Consider the following 19,950-nt stretch of genomic DNA (forward strand, 5'->3'; position numbering starts at 1 on the left):
GAAATCGAACCATGAGACCCATTGCCCTGTTGCCGCTGGTATTCGTCGCCACCCTCAGCCAAGCCGCCGAGACGGTGAAGATCTACAACTGGTCGGACTATATCGCCCCCGACACCACCAAGAACTTCCAGAAAGAAACCGGCATCGGTTTCACCTACGACGTGTACGACAGCAACGAAACCCTCGACGGCAAGTTGATGACCGGCAAATCCGGCTATGACGTGGTGTTCCCCTCCAACCACTTCATGGCCCGGCAGATCCAGGGCGGGGCGCTGAAGAAACTCGACAAGAGCCAGTTGCCCAACTGGAAGAACCTCAACCCGGTGCTGCTCAAGGCCCTGGAAAACAACGACCCGGGCAATGCCCACGGCTTCCCGTACCTGTGGGGCAGCACCGGTATCGGCTACAACATCGACAAGGTCAAGGCGGTACTCGGCGACAACGCCCCAGTGGATTCCTGGGACCTGATCTTCAAGCCCGAGAACATGCAAAAACTGCAGAAGTGTGGCGTCGCCATCCTCGACAACGGCCCGGAGCTGCTGCCGGCGGCGCTCAACTATCTGGGCCTGCCGCACCACAGCAAGAAGGCGGAAGACTACAAAAAGGCCGAGGACCTGCTGATGAAAGTGCGGCCATACGTGGCGTATTTCCATTCCTCGAAATACACCGCCGACCTGGCCAATGGTGACATCTGCGTGGCCGTCGGCTTCTCCGGCGACATCCTCCAGGCTGAGAGCCGCGCCAAGGAAGCCAAGAATGGCGTGAACATCGGCTACAACATTCCGAAAGAAGGCGCCGCGATCTGGTTCGACATGGTCGCCATGCCCGCCGATGCCCCGGATGAAAAAGCCGGCTATGCCTTCATGAACTACCTGCTACGCCCGGAAGTGATGGCCAGCATCACCAACTACGTGCACTACGCCAACGGCAATGCCGCGGCGGACAGCCTGGTGGACCCGGCAATCAAGAGCGACACCAAGGTGTACCCAAGTCCGGAAATGATGGGCAAGTTGTTCGCACTGGAAGCAATGCCACTGAACATCGACCGGATTCGTACGCGGGTGTGGAACACCATTCGTACCGGGCGTTGATGATCGTTCCCACGCTCCGCGTGGGAATGCATCCTGTGACGCTCCGCGTCACGACTTCAAAAGCGCATGCGGAGCGTCCAGGGCGGCGTTCCCACGCCGCGGAATCAAGGATTCTCCAAGTCATGCCCCAACGACTGGATAAACAACGAAAACAACTCCGGCTGCGACGAGATATCCAGCTTGGCATACAGGTGCCGGCGGTGAACCTTGACCGTATCCGGCGAGATATTCAGCCGTTCGGCCATGGCTTTTGACGAAAACCCACGCAACACCAATCGCGCTATTTCCAGTTCCCGCTCCGACAACACGCCACAGCCGAAATGACTCAACGCGTCCCGTATCTGGCTGGCCATTTCCGCCGGCGCGGCCACTCGCTGGGTGCTCTGCTGCCAATGCTGCTGCATCAACGGCAACACCCAGGCCGCGAGCATGGTCATCAACCCCGTTTCCTCGCCGGTAAACAACCGCTGCATCCCCAACGACAGCGATAACGTCCCCGCACCCGGCAATTGCAGGATGAATTGCACCTCGTCTTCCAGCACGTTGTCGTGGAAGTAATTGAGGAAGTATTCACTCTGGCGAAAATGATCCGGCGCCACTTCCTCAAGGCGGTACACGCCACTGGCATACCCCTCGCGACACGCCTGGAAAAACGGGTCCAACAGGTACAAGCCATTCAGATAAACCAGCATCGACGCCGGTTTGCTGCTCGGTTGTGCGTCGTATTCTTCCAGCGCTTCGGGCGGGCCATCGGCGGGGTAGAAGATCGCCAGGGCATTGTCGAAGGGCAGGCATTGGTGCAGCAACAGCACCAGTTGCTTCCAGAAACGCCCGGTGCCGATCTGTGCGACGGTACGCCCCAGGCCCGCGTGCATGCCGACTTCCCTGAACAGGCTCATGTGCAGCTCCACGCTAAGGATTCAGGCCGCAAGGGTTCGACTTTTGCCCGGCGGCGTCAAGGGGAGTACTCCAATAGGGGAATTGGCCGATCTACACAGAGTGTTTAAGTTGGCCGTCAGTCAGTGGGGAACATACCCTGCGCCGCTTCACCTTTTCGTTTCTGCCTCAAACCAAGAACAATCAAGAGGATAACGATATGAGTGCTCCTTCCACGCCCGACGGCGTGCTGAAACCCACCCTGAGCGTATTCGATGTAGTGGCCATCACCGTCTCGGCGGTCACCCCGGCCAGTTCAGTGTTCGTGATTGCGCCGTTTGCCATCCAGCAGGCTGGCAGCGGGGTGTTCCTGGCCTTTGTGATGGCCGCCTTGCTCGCGCTGATGTTCGCCTTTTGCTACGCCGAACTCGGGCGTGCCCACAACAGCGCCGGCGGCGAATACGTGTATGCCAAGCGGGTGTTCGGCGGCATGGCCGGCTACGCGACGTTCCTCACGGTACTGGTGATGCTGCTGTTTATCCCGCCGGTACTGGCCACCGGGGCGGCGACTTACCTGAATAACGCCCTCGGCACCCAATTCGATTCGCAAACCGTGGCCCTGGTGATTGTGGTGTGCAGCTACGCCCTGGGCATCCTCAATATCAAGCTGAATGCCTGGATCACTGGCACCTGCCTGCTGCTGGAAGTGGCGGCGTTGCTGGTGATCGTGTTTATCGGCTTCGGCAACCCGGTGCAGCCGGTCAGCGTGCTGTTGCAACCGCAAATCGTCGAGAACGGCGTGCTGCACCTGGCGCCCTGGGCGCTGGTCATCGGCGCGGTGGGCATCGGCCTGTTCTCGTTCAATGGCTACGGTCCCGCCGTATTGCTGGCCGAAGACATGAAGTGCGGCGGCAGGGGCGTGCACAAGGCAGTGTTGTGGTCCCTGGGCCTGGTGGTGGTCATCGAGCTGGTGCCGATCACCGCCTTGCTGATCGGTGCGCCATCCCTCAGCGCGATGATCAGCAGCCCCGACCCGATCGGCTACCTGCTGACCAGCCACGGTAACGAAACCCTGTCGCGGCTGGTCAGCGCCGGGATCTTCCTGTCGGTGTTCAACGCCATCGTCGCCATCGTCATCCAGATTGGCCGGGTGGTGTTCAGCAGCGGCCGCGATGCGCTGTGGACACCCACCATCAACAAACTCTTCACCCGGATTCATCCACGCTGGGATTCCCCGTGGTTGGCTACGCTGTTCCTGGCGGTCCCTTCGGCATTGCTCAGCTTCAGCTCCAACCTGGCGGACCTGACGTCTTTCAGCGTGCTGCTGATCATGCTGGTGTACCTGATCGTGGCGTTGAGCGCGTTGATGAGCCGGGTGTTGCTGCGTGACCGCGAGCACCCGTATCGCATGCCGTTGTGGCCGGTGCCGGCCTTGCTGGCGGTGCTGGGCGCCGGCTACCTGTTGGTGACCCTGGCGATTGCCGCCTCGGTTCGCGACATCATGATTATCATCGGCCTGTTGGCACTGTCGGTGATCCTGTATTGCATCAGTGGCCGGTTGAGTCCGGCGTTTCAGAAATTGTAAGGAGTGGTTATGCGTGCACGTCAATTGGGCATCACCTTGGGACTGGGTACGCCCGGTGAGTTGAATGCCATCACCGACGTTCCAGGGGTTCGGGTCGGCCACAGTACGATCAAGAGCCGCATCGACGGCAAACAGGTACGTACCGGCGTGACGGCGATCCAGCCCCGGGCCGGTGCCGCGCGGTATCAGCCATGTTTTGCCGGCTACCACGTGCTCAACGGCAATGGCGACGCCACGGGCCTTGAATGGATCAGCGAATCAGGGTTGCTGACCACGCCGCTGGCGATCACCAACACCCACAGCATCGGGATTGTGCGCGACACGCTGATCGCCCTGGAGCGCGAAAGCCTCGAAGACCCCGCCGTGTACTGGTGCATGCCGGTGGTGATGGAAACCTACGACGGCTTGCTCAACGATATCTGGGGCCAGCACGTCGGCCCGGAGCATGTGCGCAAGGCGCTGGCCAACGCCGAATCCGGGCCGGTGGCGGAGGGCGCCGTGGGCGGCGGCACCGGGATGATCTGCCATGAGTTCAAGGGGGGCATCGGTACCGCGTCACGGCGCTTGCCGGCGGAGCAGGGTGGCTGGACCGTCGGTGTGCTGGTGCAGGCCAACCATGGCAAGCGCCAGGAACTGCGCGTGGATGGTTACCCGGTAGGCCGGCAATTGATGGACATCCCGTCACCCTTTGCCGATCGCGGCACACCCGGCATGGGCTCCATCGTGGTGATCATCGCCACCGATGCGCCGTTGCTGCCCCATCAATGCCAGCGCCTGGCACAACGCGCGTCCATCGGGATTGCGCGCACGGGTGGCGGTACCGAGGACTCCAGCGGGGACCTGTTCCTGGCGTTCGCCACCGGCAATCAGGATTTGCCGGTGGCCGACTACGGGCGCAAGGGCTCGCCCCTCAGCACAGCCCTGCAAATGGTCAATAACGACCACATTTCACCGCTGTTCAGCGCGGCGGCGGAGGCCGTGGAAGAGGCGATCATTAATGCCATAGTGGCCGGCGAAGACATGACCACCGACCAGGGTGTGCGGGTGCCCGCGCTGGATGCCCACACGCTCCTGCAGGCATTGCGCCAAACCGGCTGGCGCGGCCAGTAAGTAAACTAAGTCTTGTCCCGGTAATACGGGACAAACACTTAAATAGTGGCCAATCAATACTAACAATGACACGGTGACACTTTCTTAGTGCACCTCAGTCAATACTTTGGATCCATTCGTGGCTAAATGTCTTTAGGAGTATTTAATATTTAAATAGCTGGATTTTAATAACGCGCTATTTACCAGTGTTTGCAGGTTTTGTTCACCGGCCCAACTTTATCCTTGGATAAAAACCGCTGGACGAATGATTTCAGGTTGTGTCAGTTTTCTTTCGCCTTCAAAAGGGGCGAGTGATCGGACTTACTCGCCAGAGTGGGTCCGGTCGGACAAAAACTGTTCCACTTGCAAACAAGGAAGTACGTTTATGTCAAAAGTAAAAGACAAAGCTATTGTGTCGGCGGCTCAAGCAAGTACCGCTTACACCCAGATCGATAGCTTTAGCCATCAATACGACCGCGGTGGCAACCTCACGGTCAATGGCAAACCGTCGTTCACCGTTGACCAGGCCGCCGACCACCTGCTGCGTGAGAACGCCGCGTACCGGGACGTGGATGGCAACGGCAAGATCGATCTCACCTACACCTTCCTGACTTCGGCTTCGAACGCGACCATGAACAAGCATGGGATCACCGGGTTCAGCCAGTTCAACACCCAGCAGAAAGCACAGGCCGTACTGGCCATGCAATCCTGGGCCGATGTGGCCAATGTCACCTTCACCGAGAAAGCCTCGGGCGGTGACTTCCACATGACCTTCGGCAACTACAGCGGCGGCCAGGACGGCGCAGCGGCCTTTGCCTACCTGCCAGGCACCAACGCCAAGTACAACGAAAGCGGCCTTGACGGCACTTCCTGGTACCTGACGAACAACAGCTACACGCCGAACAAGACCCCGGACCTGAACAACTATGGCCGGCAGACCCTGACCCACGAAATCGGCCACACCCTGGGCCTGGACCACCCTGGCGACTACAACGCCGGGACCGGCAACCCTTCGTACAAAGACGCGGACTATGGACAGGACACGCGTGGCTACAGCGTCATGAGTTACTGGAGCGAGAGCAACACCAACCAGAACTTCAGCAAAGGCGGGGTAGAAGCCTACTCGTCCGGCCCGCTGATCGACGACATCGCCGCGATCCAGAAGCTCTACGGCGCCAACTACAACACCCGTGCCGGTGGCACCACCTACGGCTTCAACTCCAACACCGGGCGTGATTTCCTCAGCGCCACTTCATCGGCCGACAAGCTGGTGTTCTCGGTATGGGACGGTGGCGGCAACGACACCCTGGACTTCTCCGGTTTTACCCAGAACCAGAAGATCAACCTCAATGAAACCTCGTTCTCCGACGTTGGCGGCCTGGTGGGCAACGTTTCCATCGCCAAGGGTGTGACCGTGGAGAACGCCATCGGCGGTTCGGGCAACGACCTGCTGATCGGTAACGCAGCCGCCAACGTCCTCAAGGGCGGTGCCGGCAACGACATCATCTTCGGCGGCGGCGGTGCAGACCAGCTGTGGGGCGGCTCAGGCAACGACACCTTCGTGTTCGGCGCCAGCTCCGACTCCAAGCCGGGTGCGGCCGACAAGATCTTCGACTTCACCTCGGGTTCCGACAAGATCGACCTCACCGGCATCACCAAAGGTGCAGGCCTGACCTTCGTCAACGCGTTTACCGGTCATGCCGGCGACGCGGTGCTGTCCTACGCTTCGGGTACCAACCTGGGCACATTGGCCGTGGACTTCTCCGGGCACGGCGTGGCGGATTTCCTCGTCACCACCGTTGGCCAGGCAGCCGTCAGCGACATCGTGGCCTGATACACGCGTAAAGGAGGGTGGCGCACACGCGCCGCCCTCTGCCCTTGCATCCACCCCATGAACGGGCGAAGGTGATGACGCTATTTCGCAGTACCGTGGCCTGGAGTTTCCAGGTGTTGCTTATGTCGGCAGGAGCCACAGCAATGGCAAGCAGTCTGGTTTTACCTACTTCCGCGCAGTTGGCCGGGCATTGGGCGCTGCACCAGCAAGAGCAGGTGTGCGCACTGGACTTGATTGAGCAGGCTAACGCGTTAGGGGGCGATGTGGAGTGCGCCGGACAATGGCTGGGGGAAGCCCCCGTTAGTTGGACGCCTACTCCCGATGGTATTTGGCTGATGAATGCCGAAGGCACCGGCATAACCCATTTGAATCGCCAGAAAGAAGGCGAATATGAAGGTCGCGCAAAAACCGGCGCGGTATTGATATTGCAACGTGCACCGTAATAGTTCGTTATAACGATATAACCCGATTTTAATGTTTGCCCGCCCCTTATTGGGGCGCTCGGTAAACTATTGCGCGTCATTCGGCTCAGGGAAGATCAGGCAACATGGCGAAGACCACTCCCGTTGCACCATTGTTCAAGGCACTCGGCGACTACAAAAGTATTCTGATCAGTATTGGCTGTTTCACGGCATTGATTAACGTATTGATGTTGGTGCCGTCGATTTATATGTTGCAAGTCTACGACCGCGTGCTGTCTTCACAGAACGAAACCACCCTGGTGATGTTGACGCTGATGGTGGTGGGATTCTTCGCCTTTATCGGTGTGCTGGAGGTGATCCGCAGCTTTATCGTGATTCGCATCGGCAGCCAGCTGGAGCGGCGTTTCAACCTGCGGGTCTACAAGGCCGCTTTCGAGCGCAACCTGCAACGGGGCGAAGGCCATGGCGGGCAATCCCTGGGGGACCTGACCCACATCCGCCAATTCATCACCGGGCCTGCGCTGTTCGCGTTTTTCGACGCGCCGTGGTTTCCGATCTATCTGTTCGTGATTTTCCTGTTCAACGTGTGGCTGGGTGTCTTGGCCAGTGCCGGTGCCGTGCTGCTGATTGCCCTGGCGTGCCTTAACGAATACCTGACCAAAAAGCCTCTGGGTGAAGCCAGCGGTTATTCCCAGCAATCCACCCAATTGGCCACCAGCCACCTGCATAACGCCGAGACCATCCAGGCCATGGGCATGCTGGGTGCATTGCGCAAGCGCTGGTTCAAGGTGCATTCGCAGTTCCTGGGCCTGCAGAACAAGGCCAGCGACACCGGCTCGATCATCAGTTCCCTGAGTAAATCCCTGCGCCTGTGCCTGCAATCGTTGGTGCTGGGCCTGGGTGCGCTATTGGTGATCAAGGGCGACATGACCGCCGGGATGATGATCGCAGGCTCCATTTTGATGGGCCGGGTGTTGAGCCCCATCGACCAGTTGATTGCCGTGTGGAAGCAATGGAGTTCGGCCAAGCTGGCCTACCAGCGCCTGGACAACCTGATGCGCGAGTTTCCGCCCCAGGGCGAGCAGATGGCCTTGCCGGCGCCCAAGGGCAATGTGAGTTTCGAGCAAGTCAGCGCAGGCCCGCCGGGGCGACGTGTGCCGACCTTGCATCAAGTCAGCTTCAACCTGACTGCGGGCGAAGTGGTCGGCGTGCTGGGTGCTTCCGGCTCCGGCAAATCAACCCTGGCCCGCGTGCTCGTGGGCGTATGGCCAACCCTGGCAGGCACCGTGCGCCTGGACGGAGCCGACATTCATCGCTGGGACCGCGACGACCTCGGACCGCATATCGGTTATCTGCCCCAGGACATCGAACTGTTCAGCGGCAGCATCGCCGACAACATCGCGCGCTTTCGCGAAGCCGACCCGGATTTAGTGGTGCAGGCCGCCCAACAGGCAGGTGTGCACGAATTGATCCTGCGCTTGCCCCACGGCTACGACACCGTGCTCGGTGACGAGGGCAGCGGCCTGTCCGGTGGGCAGAAGCAACGGGTCGCCCTGGCCCGCGCGCTGTACGGCGGGCCACGCCTGATCGTGCTCGACGAGCCCAACTCCAACCTCGACACCGTGGGTGAAGCCGCCCTGGCCAGCGCGATCATGCAGATGAAAGCCCAGGGCAGCACGGTGGTGCTGGTGACTCACCGCTCCTCGGCGTTGGCCCAGGCCGACAAGCTGCTGGTGCTGAACGAAGGTCGTTTGCAGGCATTTGGTCCGAGCCAGGACGTGCTGCGCGCACTGTCCGGCCAGCAGGAAGCACCACGAGAAAAGGCCGGGGTCAGCCTCAGCCGTCAGTATCAAGCCGGAAGGAATCCAGGCGCATGAGCAGCGACAGCAGCATTCAAATCAACCGCGATTACGAACAGACCCACCCCGAGCACGACGCGCGTTTCTTCGCCCGCATGGGCTGGCTGCTGACGGTGGTCGGCGCCGGCGGGTTTTTCCTCTGGGCCAGTCTGGCGCCGCTGGACCAGGGGATCCCGGTACAAGGCACGGTGGTGGTTTCGGGCAAGCGCAAGGCGGTACAAACCCTGAGCCCCGGCGTGGTCAGCCGGATCCTGGTGCGTGAGGGCGAGACGGTGAAGCAGGGCCAACCGCTGTTCCGTCTCGACCAGACGCAGAACCAGGCCGACGTGCACTCCCTGCAAGCCCAGTACCGCATGGCCTGGGCCAGCGTGGCACGGTGGCAGAGCGAGCGGGATAACCAGTCGACGATCACCTTTCCGCCCGAGCTGAGCGGCAACCCGGATCAAGCCCTGGCACTGGTCCTCGAAGGCCAGCGTCAACTGTTCAGTAGCCGCCGCGAAGCCTTTGCCCGGGAACAGGCCGGGATTCGCGCCAGTATCGAGGGCGCTACGGCGCAACTGAACGGCATGCGTCGCGCCCGTAGTGACCTGACGGCCCAGGCGCAATCCCTGCGTGACCAGTTGAACAACCTGCAACCCCTGGCCGACAACGGCTACATCCCGCGCAACCGGCTGATGGAATACCAGCGGCAACTGTCCCAGGTGCAACAGGACCTGGCGCAGAACACCGGCGAAAGCGGGCGGGTGGAGCAGGGCATCCTCGAGTCGCGCCTCAAGTTGCAGCAGCACAGCGAGGAGTACCAGAAGGAAGTGCGCAGCCAACTGGCCGACGCGCAGCTGCGCAGCCTGACCCTGGAACAACAACTGACCTCCGCCGGTTTCGACCTGCAGCACAGCGAGATCAACGCGCCCGCCGATGGCATCGCGGTCAACCTGGGCGTGCACACCGAAGGCGCCGTGGTGCGTGCCGGTGAAACCCTGCTGGAAATCGTGCCCCAGGACACCCGCCTGGAAGTCGAAGGGCGCCTGCCAGTGCACCTGGTGGACAAGGTCGGGGCGCACTTGCCGGTGGACATTCTCTTCACCGCCTTCAATCAGAGCCGCACGCCGCGGGTGCCGGGGGAGGTGAGCCTGATCTCCGCCGACCAGATGCTCGACGAAAAAACCGGCATGCCTTACTACGTGCTGCGCACCACCGTCAGCAGCAGCGCCCTGGAGAAACTCCATGGCCTGGTGATCAAGCCGGGGATGCCCGCCGAGATGTTCATCCGCACCGGCGAGCGCTCCTTGCTCAATTACCTGTTCAAGCCGCTGCTGGACCGCGCCGGCTCGGCATTGACCGAGGAATGAGCATGAAGCCGATGTTCATCGCCTTGCTGCTCGCCTGCAGCAGCGCCCAGGCCGCCATGGGCCCGTTCGATGTCTACGAACAGGCCCTGCGCAACGACCCGGTATTCCTTGGTGCCATCAAGGAGCGCGACGCCGGCCTGGAAAACCGCACCATCGGCCGCGCCGGCCTGCTGCCCAAGCTCTCGTACAACTACAACAAGGGCCGCAACAACTCCCAGGCCACCTTGCCCGACGGGCGCGGCGGTAATTATCACGATGACCGCAACTACAACAGCTATGGCTCCACGTTCACCCTGCAACAGCCGCTGTTCGACTACGAAGCCTATGCCAACTACCGCAAGGGCGTGGCCCAGGCACTGTTTGCCGACGAGAGCTTCCGCGACAAGAGCCAGGCGCTGCTGGTGCGGGTGCTGACCTATTACACCCAGGCGTTGTTTGCCCAGGACCAGATCGACATTGCCCGCGCCAAGAAAAAGGCCTACGAGCAGCAGTTCCAGCAGAACCAGCATCTGTTCCAGCAGGGTGAGGGCACCCGCACCGACATCCTGGAAGCCGAGTCGCGCTATGAGCTGGCGACTGCCGAGGAGATCCAGGCGCTGGATGAACAGGACGCCTCGCTGCGCGAACTCGGGGCGCTGATTGGCGTGCAGAGCGTCAACATCAACGACCTGGCGCCGCTGAACCCGGGGTTTGCCGCCTTCACCCTGACCCCGGCCAATTACGACACCTGGCACGAACTGGCGCTGACCAACAACCCCAACCTGGCCTCGCAACGCCAGTCCGTGGAAGTGGCGCGTTATGAAGTGGAGCGCAACCGCTCAGGGCACCTGCCACGCATCACGGCCTATGCCAGCTCGAGGCAGCAGGAGTCCGACAGCGGCAACACCTACAACCAGCGCTACGACACCAACACCATCGGCATCGAAGTCAGCATGCCGTTGTATGCCGGTGGCGGCGTCTCGGCTTCCACCCGCCAGGCCAGCCGCGCCATGGAGCAGGCCGAGTACGAACTGGAAGGCAAGACCCGCGAAACCCTGATCGAACTGCGACGCCAGTTCAGTGCTTGCCTGTCGGGCGTCAGCAAGTTGCGGGCGTATCAAAAGGCGCTGACTTCGGCTGAAGCGCTGGTGGTCTCGACCAAGCAAAGCATCCTCGGGGGCGAGCGGGTCAACCTCGATGCGCTGAACGCCGAGCAGCAGCTGTACAGCACCCGTCGCGACCTGGCCCAGGCACGGTACGACTACCTGATGGCCTGGACCAAATTGCATTACTACGCGGGCAACTTGCGTGACACCGACCTGGCCAAGGTGGACGAGGCGTTTGGTCCTGAGAGCCGCTGATGCCTGGAGGAGTAGCACTTGGTGCAAGGGAGCTTTGGTGGCATGGGCGCTTGTTTTGGCAAGGGAGCTTTCTGTGGCAAGGGAGCTTGTTGTGGCGAGGGAGCTTGCTCCCGCTGGGCTGCGTAGCGGCCCCAAGATCTTGGGAGCGCTGCGCACTCCAGCGGGAGCAAGCTCTCTCGCCACAGGTATTTCAACAATAAGAAAAGGGACTCTTCATGATCACTGGTTCACCTCGCTTCAAACCTCTCACCGCAGGCTCCTTGCTGCTGCTGTCAGTGGCGGCCCACGGGCAGTACATCGAAGCCGGCAAAGTCGGCGACCCCGGCAGTTGGCGCACCGCCGAGTTCCAGAGCGACTGGGGCCTGGACCGGATGAAAGCCAACGAGGCCTATGCGAGCGGCATCACCGGCAGTGGCGTGAAGATCGGCGCCCTGGACTCGGGTTTCGACCCCAACCATCCCGAAGCCTCAAAAGACCGCTATCACGCGGTCACCGCCAGTGGCACCTATGTCGATGGCAGCCCCTTCACGACCACCGGCGCGCTCAACCCAAACAATGACTCCCACGGCACCCACGTCACCGGCACCATGGGCGCGGCCCGCGATGGCGTGGGCATGCACGGCGTGGCGTACAACGCGCAGATCTACGTCGGCAACACCAACGCCAGCGACAGCTTCCTGTTCGGCCCCACGCCAGACCCCAAGTACTTCAAGGCGGTGTACAGCGCGCTGGTGGATTCCGGCGTGCGCGCGATCAATAACAGTTGGGGCAGCCAACCCAAGGATGTCAGCTACCAGACCATTGGCGACCTGCACGCTGCCTATGCCCAGCACTACAACCAGAACACCTGGCTGGATGCCGCTGCGGAGGTGGCCAAGGCCGGGGTGATCAACGTGTTCAGTGCTGGCAACAGCGGCTACGCCAACGCCAGCGTGCGTTCGGCCTTGCCTTATTTCCAGCCGGAGCTGGAAGGCCACTGGCTGGCGGTATCGGGCCTGGACAAGGCGAACAACCAGAAATACAACCAGTGCGGCATCGCCAAGTACTGGTGCATTTCCACCCCCGGGGCGTTGATCAACAGCACCATTCCCGATGGCGGTTATGGGGTGAAATCCGGCACCTCGATGTCGGCGCCCCATGCCACCGGCGCACTGGCGCTGGTGATGGAACGCTATCCATACCTGAACAACGAACAGGCCTTGCAGGTGCTGTTGACCACGGCCACCCAGCTCAATGGCGCGGTCACCGATGCACCGACCACTCAGGTCGGCTGGGGCGTGCCGGACCTTGGCCGAGCAATGCACGGGCCCGGGCAATTGCTCGGGCCGATGAATGTCACGTTGGCGGCCGGGCAGGGCGATGTGTGGAGCAATGCGATCTCCGACAAGGCGCTGATCCAGCGCCAGGTCGAAGACAGCGCCGAAACCCTGGCCTGGCAGCAAACCCTGCGCGACAAGGGCTGGGAGAACGGCGTGGGCGCCGGCGCGAGTCAGCAGGACCAGACGGACTATGCCGTTGGCACTGCCCGTGCGGCAGCCGCGGCCCAGCGTATCTACGAAGGCAGCCTGACCAAGTCCGGTGCGGGCAGCCTGATCCTGGCGGGCGACAACACCTACCGTGGCCCTACCACCGTGAATGGCGGCCGGTTGGCGGTGAATGGCTCGCTGACGTCCGCGGTGACGGTCAATGACAGCGGCACGTTGGGCGGCTCCGGTCGCATCGCGGCGTTACAGGTCAATAGCGGCGGCACCGTGGCGCCGGGCAACTCCGTGGGCATCTTGCAGGTGGCCGGGGATGTAAACCTCGCCGCCGGCTCCACCTATGCGGTCGAACTCACCCCCACCACCAGCGACCGGATTGTCGCCACGGGCAAGGCAATCCTCGGCGGCGGCACCGTGACCCTGGCCCTGGAAAACAGCCCGACCCTGCTCAGCCTGCAACAGGCGGAAAGCCTGGTGGGGCGCCAGTACAACATCCTCCAGGCGGCTGGCGGGGTCCAGGGCCAGTTCGGTGCCGTGTTGCCCAACTACCTGTTCCTCGGCGGCACCCTCGACTATGCCGCCAACGGTGTGCAACTGGGCATTGCCCGCAGTGATGCGAGTTTCGCCAGTGTCGGTGCCACTCGTAACCAGCGTTCGGTGGCGGCGGCCGCCGAGCAGTTGGGCGCCGGTAATCCGGTGTACGAAAGCATCCTGCGGTCAGACTCGGCAGCCACGGCGCAGTCGGGTTTCCAGCAGCTGTCGGGAGAAATCTACCCAGCCATCGGCACAATGCTGATCAATGACAGCCGCCAGGTACGCGATGCCGTGGGCGAGCGCCTGCGCCATACGCCGGTTACCGGTGAGAGCAACGTGTGGGTCAAGGCGCTCGGCAGTTGGGGCAAGACCGACAGCCGCAGCGACACGGCAGGCTACACCAGCTCACTGGGCGGCATGCTGGCCGGTGTCGACGGCGCGCTGGACGAGCAGACCCGTGCCGGTCTCGTGGCCGGTTACAGCGACAGCTCGCTGAACATGGGCAGCGGCACGCATTCATCGGCGTCCATCGACAGCTACCACCTCGGCGCCTACGCCGGGCATGAGCTGGGCAATTGGCGCTTGAGCGTCGGCGGTGCCTACAGCTGGCATCGCGGCGACGTGAAACGCGACTTGCAGTACGGCGAAGTCAGCGGCAAGCAGAAGACCAAGCTGGATGCGCGCAGCGCCCAGGTATTTACCGAAGCGGCCTACCGTTTGAACGTGTCCTCGGTGGCGCTGGAGCCGTTCGCCAACCTGGCTTACGTGCATCTGGACAACGAACGTTTTCACGAGAAGGGCGACGCCGCCGCGCTGGAGAGTGGCAGTGACAGCCGCGATGCGGTGCTGAGCACCCTGGGCCTGCGGGCGGCAAAAACCTTCCCCCTCAATGACCGCCAGCAACTGGACGTTTCCGGCTCGCTGGGCTGGCAGCACAGCCTGAGTGCCGTTGAATCCGAAGAGCATCTGGCGTTTGTCGCCGGAGGGCCGTCGTTTGCGGTGCAAAGCTCGCCGTTGATGCGCGACGCGGCATTGGTGGGCGTGCAGGCGAGCCTGGCGTTGAGCAAAAGCACACGGGTCAACCTCGACTACACCGGCCAATTGGCTGGCCGGGAAAAAATCCAGGGCGTGGGGCTGAGCCTGAACTGGCAGTTCTGAGCAAGATCCTGAGGCCGAAAGAGGTCAACTGTGGGAGCGGGCTTGCTCGCGAATGCGGTGTGTCAGTCGACGCACCTGTAACTGAGCCACCGCATTCGCGAGCAAGCCCGCTCCCACATTGGGTCGGCGACGCTTGGGAGAAACGTGATTTATACAAGTGCAATAAAAACTAAGGAAGGTCACCGTGAAAAAAACAAAACGAGGGTTTCAATCCGCCATCCCAACAGGCCCGGGCTACCCGCTCAAGGCCCTGAGCTGCGTGCCATACGGCGCGTTGCTGTGTTGCCTGGCCAGCCTGGGTACCGCCCAGGCCGCACCCTACGTGGAAACCGGAAAACTGGGAGATGCTGCCAGTTGGCGCAGTAATGAATTCAAGGCCGATTGGGGCCTGGGCGCCGTGCATGCAGACGCCGCCTACGCCGCCGGCTACACCGGCAAGGGCGTGAAGCTGGGGATCTTCGACCAGCCGGTGTATGCCCAGCATCCGGAATTCGCCAGCCCCGGCAAAGTGGTCACGCTCGTGACCGAAGGCATTCGCCAATACACCGACCCGTACATCCCGGTGAAGGCCGGGGACGCGTTTCGCTACGACGGCACGCCTTCCCTGGGTTCCAACGGCAAGCTCGGCAATCACGGCACGCACGTAGGCGGGATCGCCGCGGGTAACCGCGACGGCGGGCCAATGCACGGCGTGGCGTTCGATGCGCAGATCATCAGCGCCGAAAATGGTGACCCGGGCCCCGAAGACGGGATCATCCTGGGCAACGACGGTGCGGTCTACAAAGCCGGTTGGGACGCGCTGGTGGCCAGCGGCGCACGCATTATCAACAACAGCTGGGGCATCGGCATTGGTGACCAGTACGCCAAGGGCGGCCGAGATCCGGCATTCCCCAACTTCACGGTCAATGAAGCCCAGGCGCAGTTCAATAACATTCGGCCGATCCTTGGGACGATCGCAGGTGGCGCTTATCAGGGCGCCATTGATGCGGCCCGCAGCGGCGTGCTGACGATCTTTGCCGCCGGCAACGATTACAACCGCAACAACCCGGATGCGATCTCGGGCCTGGCGTACTTCGTGCCGGAGATTGCACCCAACTGGCTGTCGGTGGCGGCCTTGCAACAGAATCCCGACACCGCCAGTTCCGATCCTTACGTGATCAGTACGTTTTCCTCGCGCTGCGGGTATGCCGCCAGCTTCTGCGTCGCGGCCCCCGGCACCAAGATCTACAGCTCGGTGATCAACGGCACCTCCCTGGAAAACCTGACCACCGACTACGCCAATTTCAACGGCACCTCCATGGCCGCGCCGCATGTGGCCGGCAGTGCAGCGGTGTTGATGGAGCGCTTCCCGTACATGAGCGGCGACCAGATCTCCACGCTGCTGAAAACCACCGCGACCGACCTCGGCGCACCGGGCATCGACTCGCTGTACGGCTGGGGCATGATCAACCTGAGCAAGGCCATCAACGGCCCGGGGATGTTTGTGACGGCTGAGGATATCCCGGCGGAGTTTCGTATCGACGGCGCCTACGGCTCCGGCCAGTTTGTCGCGGACCTGCCAGGGATTGGCGCCGTGGTGGATGCCGGCAAACCGACCCAGCGCACGTGCACCGATGTGCATTGCGGGCTGGATGTGTGGAGCAACGATATCTCCGGGCATGGCGGCCTGACCAAGCAGGGCATTGGCGCGCTGGTACTGACCGGCACCAACACCTACAGCGGCCCGACCCTGGTCAACCAAGGGTTGCTGGCGATCAATGGCTCGATCACCTCCGACGTTACCGTCAGCAGCAGCGGGGTAGTGGGTGGTTCCGGGCGCATTGGCTCGCTCACGGCGAACAGCGGCGGTACCGTGGCGCCGGGCAACTCCATCGGCACCCTGAACGTGGCCGGGGATGTGAACTTCGCGGCGGGCTCCACCTATGCGGTGGAGTTGTCGGCCACCAACAGTGATCGCATCGTCGCCGGTGGCAAGGCCACCCTCAGCGGCGGCACGGTGACCCTGGCCCTGGAAAACAGCCCGACGCTGCTGACCCAGACCCAGGCCGAAAGCCTGATCGGTCGCCAATACAACATCCTGCAGGCTGCGGGCGGGATTACCGGCAGCTTCGGTTCGGTGCTGCCCAACTATCTGTTTATCGGCGGTACCCTGAACTACGCCGCCAACGGCGTGCAGCTGGATGTGGGGCGCAATGCCAACACCTTTGCCAGTGTGGCCGCCACCCCGAACCAACGTTCGGTGGCCGCTGCTGCCGAGCAGTTGGGCGCGGGCAACGCCGTGTACGAAAGCCTGTTGCTGGCGCCGAATGCGCCTTCGGCCCAGGGTGCATTCCAGCAGCTGTCCGGGGAAATCTACCCGGCGCTGGAAACCGCGTTGGTGAATGACAACCGCTACCTGCGCGAAGCCGTGGGCGAGCGTTTGCAGCAAGGGCAAATGGGCGCATCGAGCCAGACCGTCGACAGCCGTGGCAACGTCTGGGTCAAGGCGTTGGGCGCCTGGGGCAAGACCAACAGCGGCAGCGATACGGCGGGCTACACCACCTCCATCGGCGGCATGCTGGCGGGTGTGGACGGCGCGTTGGATGAAGACACCCGTGTGGGCCTGGTGGCGGGGTACAGCGATACATCGCTGAACATGGGCAGCGACACCCATTCCCGGGCATCGGTGGACAGCTATCACCTGGGTGCGTATGCCGGGCATGAAATCGGTGCCTTGCGCTTGAGCGGTGGTGCGACCTACAGCTGGCACCGCGCCGATGTGAAGCGCGAGCTGCAATACGGTGAAGTCGCCGGCAAGCAGAAAGCCAAGGTGGATGCCCGCAGTACCCAGGTGTTTACCGAAGCGGCGTATCGCCTGAACCTGCAACCCCTGGCCCTGGAACCGTTCGCCAACCTGGCGTACGTGCATCTGGATGCCGATGGGTTTACCGAGAAGGGTGATGCGGCGGCCTTGAAGGGCCGGGATGACAGCCGCGATGTGGTGTTGAGTACCCTGGGTGCTCGAGCGCTGAAAACCTTGAATATCAATGACCATCAGCAACTGGAGCTTTCCGGCACCCTGGGTTGGCAGCACAACCTGAGCAGCGTCGATTCCGAGCGGCACCTGGCGTTTGCCTCGGGCGGCCCTTCGTTCACTGTGGAGAGTTCGTCGATGGTGCGTGATGCGGCATTGGTGGGGGCGCGGGTCAGCCTGGCGTTGAGCAAGGAGGCGAAGGTGAATCTGGATTACAACGGCCTGCTGGCCAGCAAGGAGAAAGTCCATGGGGTGGGTTTGAGCCTGGACTGGGCTTTCTAAACACCGCAGTTGGAAATGTGGGAGCGGGCTTGCTCGCGAAAGCGGTGGATCAGTCAACCCATCCACCGACTGGCACACCGCCTTCGCGAGCAAGCCCGCTCCCACATTGATCCGGTTCCAATCGTCCATTTGTGCAGATTCGGCTTTCTCGACAATTCCAACAAAAGAGAGGCAATACCATGGGTGTTTTCGACTATAAAAACCTCGGCACCGAGGGCTCCAAAGCGTTGTTCGCCGATGCCATGGCGATCACGCTGTACTCCTATCACAATCTGGACAACGGCTTTGCCGTGGGTTACCAGCACAACGGTTTTGGCCTGGGGCTGCCCGCCACTCTGGTGGGCGCGCTGCTGGGCAGCACCGATTCACAGGGGGTTATTCCAGGGATTCCCTGGAACCCCGACTCGGAAAAAGCCGCCCTCGAGGCGGTCAACAAGGCCGGCTGGACGCCCATCAGCGCCAGTACCCTGGGCTACGGCGGCAAGGTGGACGCCCGGGGCACGTTCTTCGGTGAAAAGCCCGGCTACACCACCGCGCAGGTGGAAGTGCTGGGCAAGTACGATGGCGACGGCAAGCTGCTGGAAATCGGCATTGGTTTTCGCGGGACTTCGGGGCCTCGGGAAACCTTGATCAGCGACTCCATCGGCGATTTGGTCAGTGACCTGCTGGCGGCGCTGGGGCCCAAGGACTACGCGAAAAACTACGCCGGCGAAGCCTTTGGCACCTTGCTCAAGGATGTCGCGGCGTATGCCGGCAGTCATGGCCTGACGGGCAAGGACGTGGTGGTCAGCGGTCATAGCCTGGGTGGCCTGGCGGTCAACAGCATGGCCGACCTGAGCGGCAATAAATGGTCGGGGTTCTACAAGGACTCCAACTATGTGGCCTATGCCTCGCCAACCCAGAGTGCCGGCGACAAGGTGCTGAACATCGGTTATGAAAACGACCCGGTGTTTCGCGCGCTGGACGGCTCGTCGTTCAACTTCTCGTCACTGGGCGTGCACGACAAGCCCCATGAGTCGACCACGGACAATATCGTCAGCTTCAACGATCACTACGCGTCGACGCTGTGGAATGTCCTGCCGTTTTCCATCGTCAATGTTCCCACCTGGCTTTCTCATTTGCCCACCGGGTATGGGGATGGCATGACGCGGGTCCTGGACTCGCAGTTCTACGACCTGACCAGCCGGGACTCGACGATTATCGTGGCCAACCTGTCGGACCCGGCCCGGGCCAATACCTGGGTGCAGGACCTCAACCGCAATGCCGAGCCGCACAAGGGCAACACGTTCATCATCGGCAGTGATGGCGATGACCTGATCCAGGGTGGCAAGGGTGTGGATTTCATCGAGGGCGGCAAGGGCAATGACACTATTCGCGACAACAGCGGGCATAACACCTTTCTGTTCGGCGGGCAGTTTGGGCAGGACCGGGTGATTGGTTATCAGCCGACGGACAAGCTGTTGTTCCGGGACGTGGAGGGCAGTGCGGACTGGCGTGACCACGCCAAGGTGGTGGGGGGCGATACCGTGCTGAGTTTTGGCGCGGACTCGGTGACGCTGGTTGGCGTTGGGCTCGCCGGGGTTTGGGGCGATGGGGTTTCCATCGGCTAAGTAGCGCCACGGATTGATCGTTCCCACGCTCTGCGTGGGAACGCCGCCCCGGACGCTCTGCGTCCAACGGCCAACCCACGGTTCATGTCTTGCGCAGTGGTGACGCGGAGCGTCACGGGATGCATTCCCACGTAGAACGTGGGAACGATCATTGCAAAGAAAAGTGGGAGCCGACGGGCTCCCACTTTTTATTTCTCCTTCATCACGGTCGCGACGTCATCGGCCTTGACGCGAATATGCTTGCCGGCGATGTCGGTGAATTCGTAGAAGCCATCGGCCGTTTTCGCGTTGGGCACGTCCTTGGTCAGGTATTGAGTGCCGTTCTGCAACGTCACCACCGTCTGCGTGGAGCAACCGGCCAATACCAGCAACGTGAACATACCCACCGCCAGACCCAAATTCTTCATGCTCATAACCCTTACCCTGA

At 61.9% G+C, this 19,950-nt stretch carries 13 protein-coding genes; 11 read left to right on the top strand and 2 right to left on the bottom strand.

Features of this window, described 5'->3' with window-relative positions; translation table 11 throughout:
• The first annotated feature begins 11 nt into the window (after positions 1-11).
• Complete coding sequence (locus tag HYE77_RS24125) at positions 12-1,091, top strand: polyamine ABC transporter substrate-binding protein (protein ID WP_010169417.1); 1,080 nt, start codon at positions 12-14, stop codon at positions 1,089-1,091.
• A 104-nt stretch (positions 1,092-1,195) separates the two neighbouring features.
• On the opposite strand, the gene HYE77_RS24130 is transcribed toward HYE77_RS24125, so the two are convergent.
• Entirely contained in the window at positions 1,196-1,990 is a 795-nt protein-coding gene (locus HYE77_RS24130; protein ID WP_008433783.1) for a helix-turn-helix transcriptional regulator, read from the bottom strand.
• A gap of 197 nt (positions 1,991-2,187) precedes the next feature.
• On the opposite strand from HYE77_RS24130, the gene HYE77_RS24135 reads away from it, so the two are divergent.
• The 10 genes from HYE77_RS24135 (at position 2,188) to HYE77_RS24180 (ending at position 19,523) form a co-directional block, all read left to right on the top strand.
• Positions 2,188-3,552 carry an APC family permease gene (locus tag HYE77_RS24135; RefSeq protein ID WP_003217116.1) on the top strand — a complete coding sequence of 455 codons (1,365 nt, stop codon included), beginning with the start codon at positions 2,188-2,190 and terminating at the stop codon, positions 3,550-3,552.
• Between the two features lie 9 nt (positions 3,553-3,561).
• Positions 3,562-4,662: a P1 family peptidase gene (locus tag HYE77_RS24140; protein ID WP_177069539.1), complete on the top strand. Its 1,101-nt coding sequence runs from the start codon at positions 3,562-3,564 to the stop codon at positions 4,660-4,662.
• Positions 4,663-5,026: 364 nt separating this feature from the next.
• Entirely contained in the window at positions 5,027-6,475 is a 1,449-nt protein-coding gene (locus tag HYE77_RS24145) for a serralysin family metalloprotease (RefSeq protein WP_177069540.1), read from the top strand.
• Between the two features lie 74 nt (positions 6,476-6,549).
• Positions 6,550-6,918, top strand: coding sequence for an AprI/Inh family metalloprotease inhibitor (locus HYE77_RS24150; RefSeq protein WP_158213549.1), 369 nt, complete (start codon positions 6,550-6,552; stop codon positions 6,916-6,918).
• Positions 6,919-7,022: 104 nt separating this feature from the next.
• A complete protein-coding gene (locus HYE77_RS24155; RefSeq protein ID WP_177069542.1) occupies positions 7,023-8,774 on the top strand; it encodes a type I secretion system permease/ATPase in 1,752 nt (583 codons plus the stop codon).
• Positions 8,771-10,105 (top strand): HlyD family type I secretion periplasmic adaptor subunit, encoded by a 1,335-nt coding sequence (locus tag HYE77_RS24160; protein ID WP_177069544.1) that lies wholly within the window; start codon positions 8,771-8,773, stop codon positions 10,103-10,105. The genes HYE77_RS24155 and HYE77_RS24160 overlap by 4 nt, the downstream gene beginning before the upstream one ends.
• Positions 10,106-10,107: 2 nt before the next feature.
• Complete coding sequence (locus HYE77_RS24165; protein ID WP_087694409.1) at positions 10,108-11,445, top strand: TolC family outer membrane protein; 1,338 nt, start codon at positions 10,108-10,110, stop codon at positions 11,443-11,445.
• A 215-nt stretch (positions 11,446-11,660) separates the two neighbouring features.
• Positions 11,661-14,618: an autotransporter serine protease gene (locus tag HYE77_RS24170; protein ID WP_177069553.1), complete on the top strand. Its 2,958-nt coding sequence runs from the start codon at positions 11,661-11,663 to the stop codon at positions 14,616-14,618.
• Between the two features lie 184 nt (positions 14,619-14,802).
• Complete coding sequence (locus HYE77_RS24175; RefSeq protein ID WP_177069563.1) at positions 14,803-17,913, top strand: autotransporter serine protease; 3,111 nt, start codon at positions 14,803-14,805, stop codon at positions 17,911-17,913.
• A 179-nt stretch (positions 17,914-18,092) separates the two neighbouring features.
• Complete coding sequence (locus HYE77_RS24180) at positions 18,093-19,523, top strand: lipase (protein ID WP_177069566.1); 1,431 nt, start codon at positions 18,093-18,095, stop codon at positions 19,521-19,523.
• A gap of 188 nt (positions 19,524-19,711) precedes the next feature.
• Here HYE77_RS24180 and HYE77_RS24185 read toward each other — a convergent pair whose 3' ends face one another.
• On the bottom strand, positions 19,712-19,936 hold the full coding sequence (locus HYE77_RS24185) for a YgdI/YgdR family lipoprotein (protein WP_102369114.1): 225 nt from the start codon (positions 19,934-19,936) through the stop codon (positions 19,712-19,714).
• Positions 19,937-19,950: the final 14 nt, after the last annotated feature.

The sequence above is a fragment of the Pseudomonas sp. IPO3774 genome (assembly GCF_013386835.1).
Taxonomy (GTDB): Bacteria; Pseudomonadota; Gammaproteobacteria; order Pseudomonadales; family Pseudomonadaceae; genus Aquipseudomonas.

Coding starts and splice junctions, on each gene's coding strand:
- HYE77_RS24125 (WP_010169417.1), top strand. CDS start 12: ATGAGACCCATTGCCCTGTTGCCGCTGGTATTCGTCGCCACCCTCAGC.
- HYE77_RS24130 (WP_008433783.1), bottom strand. CDS start 1,990: ATGAGCCTGTTCAGGGAAGTCGGCATGCACGCGGGCCTGGGGCGTACC.
- HYE77_RS24135 (WP_003217116.1), top strand. CDS start 2,188: ATGAGTGCTCCTTCCACGCCCGACGGCGTGCTGAAACCCACCCTGAGC.
- HYE77_RS24140 (WP_177069539.1), top strand. CDS start 3,562: ATGCGTGCACGTCAATTGGGCATCACCTTGGGACTGGGTACGCCCGGT.
- HYE77_RS24145 (WP_177069540.1), top strand. CDS start 5,027: ATGTCAAAAGTAAAAGACAAAGCTATTGTGTCGGCGGCTCAAGCAAGT.
- HYE77_RS24150 (WP_158213549.1), top strand. CDS start 6,550: ATGACGCTATTTCGCAGTACCGTGGCCTGGAGTTTCCAGGTGTTGCTT.
- HYE77_RS24155 (WP_177069542.1), top strand. CDS start 7,023: ATGGCGAAGACCACTCCCGTTGCACCATTGTTCAAGGCACTCGGCGAC.
- HYE77_RS24160 (WP_177069544.1), top strand. CDS start 8,771: ATGAGCAGCGACAGCAGCATTCAAATCAACCGCGATTACGAACAGACC.
- HYE77_RS24165 (WP_087694409.1), top strand. CDS start 10,108: ATGAAGCCGATGTTCATCGCCTTGCTGCTCGCCTGCAGCAGCGCCCAG.
- HYE77_RS24170 (WP_177069553.1), top strand. CDS start 11,661: ATGATCACTGGTTCACCTCGCTTCAAACCTCTCACCGCAGGCTCCTTG.
- HYE77_RS24180 (WP_177069566.1), top strand. CDS start 18,093: ATGGGTGTTTTCGACTATAAAAACCTCGGCACCGAGGGCTCCAAAGCG.
- HYE77_RS24185 (WP_102369114.1), bottom strand. CDS start 19,936: ATGAGCATGAAGAATTTGGGTCTGGCGGTGGGTATGTTCACGTTGCTG.